This is a genomic window from Rickettsia sp. (genome assembly GCF_965035265.1).
Genome location: NZ_CBCDJS010000100.1, coordinates 1 through 4253 on the forward strand (window position 1 = coordinate 1; position 4253 = coordinate 4253).

Below are 4253 nucleotides of genomic sequence, written 5' to 3' on the forward strand. Positions count from 1 at the left end.
TTCTCGCAACTGCTTCAATATTTAACTCTACTTCATAGAAATTTTCTTCCGATAAATTAGTAATATTTATATCTAGAGATAAATCAATTTGAGGACGTTGATCCAAAGCTGCAAGAGAAGATGGGGCAGAAGGGTTCTCAAGAGATAAATCTTTTATATATTGTGCATTGACGGAAATATGAGGTATTGCCTCATTAGTATCGGTGTTTATTGTACTCATAAAAATCCTTATTAAAAATTTAATATTTATAATTACTTACTTGGTAAGTAAGAATTAATAAACTTTTTACATAAAAAAGTTATGTTAACGGTAAAGTTACGCCTACTTGTTTCATATATTTTCCTTGTCGATCGGCATATGAAGTATCACAAACTTGATCGCTTCTTAAAAATAAAAACTGACAAGCTCCTTCATTTGCATATATTTTAGCAGGTAATGGAGTAGTATTAGAAAACTCTAAAGTTACATGTCCTTCCCACTCCGGTTCTAACGGCGTCACATTTACTATTATACCGCATCTTGCATAAGTGGATTTGCCGACACAAATAACTAACACATCACGCGGTATTTTAAAATATTCTATAGTTCTGCCTAGGGCAAAACTATTAGGTGGAATAATACACACATCTACTTCTCTATCAACTAAATTATATTCGCTGAAATTTTTTGGATCAACCGTAGTAGAATTAATATTGGTAAATATTTTAAATTCATTAGATACTCTAGCATCATAGCCGTAAGAAGATAGGCCGTAAGAAATAATCTTTTCCTCATTATGAACTCTTACCTGCTTTTCCGCAAAGGGCTTAATCATACTTTGATTTATAACAGCTTCCTTTATCCACTTATCTGACATTATAGCCATAATCAAAACTTAATTTACTTAATAAACTAATGATTATAACTCATAATTATTTACAATACAAAATTTTTCTTTAAAACTATAAGTCTAAGACTACTCGAATAATGATAGTGATAATAATACAACGTTATCTATTTAAAATTAAATTATTATCAATTAAATTAGTTTTTTATTGTCAATTCTGAAAAGTATTATTATATTTTAGCGTAGTTAGATTTATATTTGTTATACTAAAAATTTATTTTGTATAGTAAATTTTATTATTTAAGTTTATTGAGGACTTTATAAAGTGAAAAATTTATTATTAGCTGCAAGTATTATTTGCTTTGCATCGGCTGGTCTTGCCGAAGAAAATCCAACACCCGTTATTTCTAATTCTGATACTGAAATAAAATTAGAAGGATTTTATTTATTTGAAAGTGGTTATATTAAACAAGATCATTTAATTTTATTTGATAAAAATGTAACCGATAACAGGAAAAAGCTAGGGTTTTACACGGAGGCAGCGTTTGCGGCAACTATTACTAAAACTATCAATGATGTAATAGCAGGTGCTAAAATAGTGCTTCAGCCTACTACAAGAGCAAAAACCTCTACAAGTTATAATGGATCACATATCTTTATTGAAACTAGTTACGGTAAAGTAGAACTCGGCTCTCCTGCCGACGCAAGTGCTAAATTGCGTATTACCGGTACTCAAGTAACTGCAGGTACTGGAGGATGGTATAGATATGCTCTACTTGACGGTCAGTATATGAGATATAACGGCTTAAAACCGGATTTTGATACTAGTGCTAGCTTTTATCTTGAGTCATACTCTAATTCTTTTGATCAAATCAATGATAAAGCTGAGAGAGCTAGAAGATTGAATTTTTTCACGCCTAAAATGAAAGGCTTCCAAGCCGGTGTATCTTATACTCCCGATACTGCTAATACAGGCGGTAATAGAGATATAAATAATTTAACGCTTGAAAGCTCAGGAAGAAACGGAATTAGTGTTTCTAGAACCGGAATAAAGACGGTTAAATTAGAGAATAACGAAACTATGACTATAAACCAGAATATTCGAGATGCTTTTTCTGCCGGCTTAACTTATGAACATGAAATTAGCGAAGATGCAGACTTAAAATTATCTGTTACCGGAGAATACGGTAAACCTGCTCGTCGTCTTATTCATGCTAAAACTGACGGAACTACAATCCAAGTACTTAATACTTATAAGCTTTCTAATTTAAAAGCATATAATCTTGGAGCCGTATTTACTTATGGTAATTTCTCTTGTGGAGCTTCTTACGGTAATTTAGGTAAAAGCTTAACTGCTAAAGAATATTATAAAGTCGGCCGTGATGCCTATTATTACAATGGAGCAGTTGCTTATGGACAAGGACCTATAAAAACAAGTCTTGAATATCTCAAAACTTCAAGATATAAAAACACTGTTGATGCTGTAAGTCTTGCTACTGAATATAAAATCATGCCGGGCTTATTACCATATGCTGAAATTTCTCATTTCCAAGCTAAAGGTAAACCTGTATATTATCCTGAAGCACCTAGTAAAACAACACGAGGTACTGTTGGTCTTATAGGTACAAAACTTAAGTTTTAATTGTTTACAAATTGACATCATTTTATAACTGATTAGCATTATTGTAAGAGTTAGTAAAATTACTAACAAACTCGTTATGCTCTTCATGAGAATAAAAGAATTCCATCACTATTATAATCAAGGCTTAGAGCAATCTTATGCCTTGATTATTCTACCTTTTTAATCGAACTATCAATAAATTTTATAGCAATCTTGTTTACTCTTCTGTTAAACCTCTGAACCATTCTATAGCCTGAGTTTTCTAATTCTCGTCAAATTATTACTTAACTCCGTACTTTATTTACTTAAATAGCATATTTCAGAAAGCTACAACCAAGATGAATTTAAAGTTGAGCTTACACAGCGTAAATATACATAAGTACTGGCGAACCATGAAAAATTCGTGCTATATGCCTTTTGATTAAATAAAATTATATATTTTACTTTTTTTATTGTTAGATGTTGACTTTCTTTGATTACCATATATTGTGATGCAACCATAATATATGGTAATCATGTGATATATAATTTTTATTATTTTAAAACAGGAGTAACACTATGAATCATGCTAAACTTACAAACTCAGGATATTCCTTTGTAAATGGATTAGAAGCAGTTACAAGATATGCAGCCGCTTCTAAATTATTATTTAAAGATACATATAATTTTGTTTCTAGTTCCAACCTAAAAAAATATCTACAATATTACATGCTTTAAATATTCAGAAAGTCTATACAAAAGATGGCGATTTTGAGGCAGCATTGAAGTTTTTTCATATGAAACAAGATGATTCTCTAAAGATAAAAATAGATGTAACTCATAACATAGAAAAGCCAACATCAGAGGACAGTGAAAATTTTTTTTCTCCTATATTAAATGTATTTAAAAACATGATGGAAACAAGTAATATTATAGATAAATATATTACAGCAATCCCTCATTTAATGAGTATAGGTTTTACCTTAAAAAAAATTTCAAGCCCCAACCACGTTATAAGCAAATTTGATGCAATAAAGGTGCCAGCACTTATGGCTGCTGCTACCGCTATCGGAAAACCTTTAATAGATACAATTAAAGAAGATTGTTCTACTATAATTCAATTTTTTAAGAATAGTAATAAGCTCTTAACTGGCGTTTATAATCTTTTCGGTAATAATAATGAAGATTTTGCATATTATCCGTTAGAGGAATGTCATCAGGAGGATCAAGTTGATGTTATAGGAGTGGAAGATAGTAACATCTATTAATTTGAACTAGGCAAGATGAATTTAAAAGCCTATAAAAACTTTTAATACTAGGTTCTGTGAAGATTTCTAATTGATTTGCTATTTTGAGGCGTTTTTTAGCGAAAATTAATAAGATTTTTGAAAGAATAGTTATTCATATTTTAAAAAAATCTTATAATTTGCAGCAAAAAATAACCAAAATTAAATCTTTTTAGAAACCTTCACAAAACCTAAACCAGTACAAGCGAATTATTTATAAATTCGCTTGTATCAAATCATATAAAATATGCTGGGTTTTTACACTCAATCTTTAACTATTATGATGAAAATCTATTATTTTTAGGGAAGCCCATAGGAGGTAATTTACCGGTACTACCTCTTTTCCCTAAAAATGCAATAATATTTTTTTCGAGCTTTGCTTTTCCATTGTTATTCCAGCCTAAACCGTCTTCTTTATTAAATATTTTAATATCTAGAAGTTTTGCATTCTTAAATTTTTGCAGCGTTACACCTTGCCCTTTTTTCATTTCAGGTATTTCATCTATATTAAATACCAGTAATTTACGGCTTTCACCTATG

The 4253-nt window shown here is 30.2% G+C and carries 5 protein-coding genes and 1 pseudogene; 3 read left to right on the forward strand and 3 right to left on the reverse strand.

The annotated features are described in order from the left end of the window. Together AC1Z7D_RS06070 and dcd are read right to left on the reverse strand one after the other, a co-directional pair. A partial coding sequence (locus AC1Z7D_RS06070) for a protein-export chaperone SecB (protein WP_482602870.1) occupies positions 1 to 220 on the reverse strand: 220 nt, incomplete at its 3' end. A gap of 79 nt (positions 221 to 299) precedes the next feature. After that, positions 300 to 866, reverse strand: coding sequence for a dCTP deaminase (gene dcd / locus AC1Z7D_RS06075; RefSeq protein WP_482602872.1), 567 nt, complete (start codon positions 864 to 866; stop codon positions 300 to 302). Between the two features lie 286 nt (positions 867 to 1152). Here dcd and AC1Z7D_RS06080 point away from each other — a divergent pair, with 286 nt between their 5' ends. The 3 genes from AC1Z7D_RS06080 to AC1Z7D_RS06090 all read left to right on the forward strand — a co-directional run bounded on the left by AC1Z7D_RS06080 (position 1153) and on the right by AC1Z7D_RS06090 (position 3695). Beyond that, the gene (locus AC1Z7D_RS06080; protein ID WP_482602874.1) at positions 1153 to 2469 is read left to right on the forward strand and encodes a porin; all 1317 of its coding nucleotides are present in this window, start codon (positions 1153 to 1155) and stop codon (positions 2467 to 2469) included. Positions 2470 to 3006: 537 nt separating this feature from the next. Continuing rightward, positions 3007 to 3165, forward strand: coding sequence for a hypothetical protein (locus tag AC1Z7D_RS06085; RefSeq protein WP_482602876.1), 159 nt, complete (start codon positions 3007 to 3009; stop codon positions 3163 to 3165). Between the two features lie 59 nt (positions 3166 to 3224). Further along, a complete protein-coding gene (locus AC1Z7D_RS06090; RefSeq protein ID WP_482602878.1) occupies positions 3225 to 3695 on the forward strand; it encodes a hypothetical protein in 471 nt (156 codons plus the stop codon). Positions 3696 to 3991: 296 nt separating this feature from the next. Here AC1Z7D_RS06090 and AC1Z7D_RS06095 read toward each other — a convergent pair. Further along, positions 3992 to 4253, reverse strand: a pseudogene (locus AC1Z7D_RS06095) (DNA topoisomerase IV subunit A); the annotation flags it as partial.